The organism is Streptomyces sp. NPDC057654 (assembly GCF_042800135.1).
In the GTDB taxonomy this organism is placed as follows: domain Bacteria; phylum Actinomycetota; class Actinomycetes; order Streptomycetales; family Streptomycetaceae; genus Streptomyces.
The window spans coordinates 1-2,791 of record NZ_JBHVHQ010001025.1 but is presented as its reverse complement, the minus strand read 5'-3'; the positions used below and the strand labels follow the sequence as shown (position 1 = coordinate 2,791).

3 protein-coding genes are annotated in these 2,791 nt (G+C 73.3%); 1 reads left to right on the top strand and 2 read right to left on the bottom strand.

All coding sequences use genetic code 11. From position 1 onward, the window contains the following. Nucleotides 1–80: 80 nt before the first annotated feature. Nucleotides 81–701 carry a DJ-1/PfpI family protein gene (locus ACFU99_RS39885; protein WP_384402517.1) on the bottom strand — a complete coding sequence of 207 codons (621 nt, stop codon included), beginning with the start codon at nucleotides 699–701 and terminating at the stop codon, nucleotides 81–83. A 36-nt stretch (nucleotides 702–737) separates the two neighbouring features. Further along, the gene (locus tag ACFU99_RS39880) at nucleotides 738–1,706 is read right to left on the bottom strand and encodes a GlxA family transcriptional regulator (RefSeq protein WP_384402515.1); all 969 of its coding nucleotides are present in this window, start codon (nucleotides 1,704–1,706) and stop codon (nucleotides 738–740) included. 153 nt (nucleotides 1,707–1,859) lie between these two features. On the opposite strand from ACFU99_RS39880, the gene ACFU99_RS39875 reads away from it, so the two are divergent. Next, nucleotides 1,860–2,654: an SDR family NAD(P)-dependent oxidoreductase gene (locus tag ACFU99_RS39875; RefSeq protein ID WP_384402513.1), complete on the top strand. Its 795-nt coding sequence runs from the start codon at nucleotides 1,860–1,862 to the stop codon at nucleotides 2,652–2,654. The last annotated feature ends 137 nt before the right edge of the window (nucleotides 2,655–2,791 follow it).

Here is a 2,791-nt window from a genome sequence, read left to right as displayed (position 1 = left end):
GCTGTGGCGTCAGGAACTGGACGCGGCGGAGGGCTGACGGTTCATCATCGACCAAATGGCGCCGCCGCGTCCGCGAACCGTCAGCCCGCGGCGCGCAGTTCGGCCACGAGTTCGGGCGAGACCTTCTGCGGGGAGCCCGCGTCGTACGGGGGCTGCGGGTCGTATTCGATGAGGAGCTGGATCGCCTGGGCGATGCGGTCGCCGGCGATGCGGCCGGCGAGGGTGAGGCCCATGTCGATGCCGGAGGAGACGCCCGCGGCGGTGACGTACTTGCCGTCGGTGACGACGCGTTCGCTCGTGGCCTCGACGCCGAAGGAGGCGAGCAGGTCCAGTTGCTCCCAGTGCGTGGTGGCGCGGCGGCCCGTGAGGAGGCCGGTCCGGGCGAGGACGAGGGAGCCGGTGCACACGGACGTCGTCCAGGTGCTGGTGGCGTCGACGGCCCGCAGCCAGTCCTGGACGGCCGCGGACTCGCGGGGCCCGCTGGTGTCGGGAGCGCCCGGCACGACGACGACGTCCGGCGCGGTCACATCGTCGAGGGACGCGTCGGCCATCAGGCCGAGGCTGCCCTTCTCGTTGCGTATGAGGCCGGGCCGTTCGGCGACGAATACGGTCTGTGCGCCCGGGAGGCGGCTGAGCGTCTCGTACGGGCCGATGGCGTCGAGGGCGGTGACGCCTTCGTACAGGAGGATGGCGGTCTGCATGTACTGGCTCCTATGCCGAGTAGGTCGAGGATGGTTTCAGGCGGTGGGCGTGGGGGTGAAGCGGCGGCGGTACTCGGCGGGCGCCGTGCCCAGCGTCCGCAGGAAGGCGCGGCGCATGGCCTCGGGTGTGCCGTAGCCGCAGGCGCGGGAGATCTGCTCGACGCCGTCGGCGGTGTCCTCCAGCAGGCGGCGCGCGGCCTCCAGGCGCACTTGGTCGACGTAGCGGCCGGGGGCCACTCCGGTCTCGGCCTGGAAGGCGCGGGCGAAGTGGCGGGGCGAGAGGTTCGCGCGCCGGGCGAGGGCCTCCACGGACAGGTCCGCGTCGGGGCGGTCCGTGATCCACTGCTGTACGTCCCGCAGCGGGCGGCGGCTCGCGGTCTGGGCGGCGAGCTGGGCGCTGAACTGCGTCTGGTTGCCGGGCCGGCGCAGGAAGACGACGAGGTGGCGGGCGATGGCGAGCGCGGCGTCCCGGCCGAGGTCCTCCTCGACCAGGGCCAGCGCGAGGTCGATGCCCGAGGTGACGCCGGCGGACGTGGCGACCTTGCCGTCGCGCACGAAGATGGGCTCGGGGTCGACCTCGACGGCGGGGAAGCGTTCGGCGAGGACGGCGCAGTCCGACCAGTGGGTGGTGACCCGGCGGCCGTCGAGCAGCCCGGCCTCGGCGAGCAGCAGGGCGCCCGTGCAAACGGAGACGAGGCGGCCGGCCGCCGGGGCGCGGCGACGCAGCCAGTCCACGAGGCGGGGGTCCGGGGTGCGTGCGCCCTGGCCGCCCGGCACGAGGAGGGTGTCGGGGGTGCGGAGGCCCTCCAGCGCGGTGTCGGGGGTGAGGGTGAGGCCGCTGGAGGTGCGTACGGGCGCGCCGTCGAGGGAGGCGGTGCGGATGCGGTACGCGTCGGGCCGGTCCGCCTGCGCCGAGGCGCCGGCGAAGACCTCAAGGGGGCCGGTCACGTCGAGGCTCTGCACGCCGTCGAAGAGGACGATGAGCACCTTGTGCTGAAACGTCATGGCACCCATGCTGCGCGGGCCGTCCGATGGCCGCAATGACGGGTTCCCCACCCTTTCTGCCATCTGCCTCCGGTGTCCGGCCTCCGTCCGGCCCCTGTTCGGCCCCCGTCGGTCCTCTGTTGCCAGAGGGGCGGGTGGGACTAACTTTGCGCCATGGACTTGGAGCTGACGGGTTGTGCCGCGCTGGTGACCGGCAGCAGCGGCGGCATCGGGACGGCGATCGCGGTGCGGCTGGCGGCCGAGGGCTGCGACGTCCTGGTGCACGGGCGGGACGCGGCGGCCGCGGCCAAGGCCGCCGAGGAGGTCGCGCGGCGGGGCGTACGGGCCGAGGTGGTGCTCGGGGATCTCGCCGAGGAGGGCGCGGCCGAGAGCATCGGGGCCGCGGCGCGCTCCTTCGGGGCGCGGATCCTGGTCAACAACGCCGGGCCGTTCACCGAGCACGACTGGGACAGCGCGGAGCCCGCCGACTGGACGGCCGCGTTCGACGGCAATGTGATCTCCGCGGTGCGGATGACGCGCGAGATGGTGCCGTCGATGCGCGAGTGCGGCTGGGGGCGGGTGATCAACGTCGGGAGCCGGGCGGTGACGACGCCGCTGCCGAACATGGTCGAGTACTCCGCCGCGAAGGCCGCGGTGGTGAACATGACGACGAGCCTGGCGCGGCACCTCGCCGGGACGGGGGTCACCGCGAACTGCGTGAGCCCCGGCGTGGTCATGACGCCGTCGCTGCGGTCGATGTTCCAGGAGCGGGCGCGCACCCGCGGCGAGGACGACGGCTGGGGGCGGCTGGAGCCGGAGGTGACGTCGCGGTACGCGCCGAATCCGGTGGGGCGGCTGGGGCGCCCCGACGATGTCGCGGCGGCTGTGGCGTATCTGGCCAGTCCCGTCGCGGACTACGTGAACGGGATAAATCTGCGGGTCGACGGCGGGATCACGCATACGCCGTAGCGCTCGGGGAGCGCGCTCCCCGAGCGGAGGCGGTTGGACAGTTCCCACCCGTACCGACCAGTCGGTAACGTGCTCCCATGACTTCTCTGCCGGAACGCGCCGGACGCCGCTGTTACAGCTATGTCAACCCCTTCCAC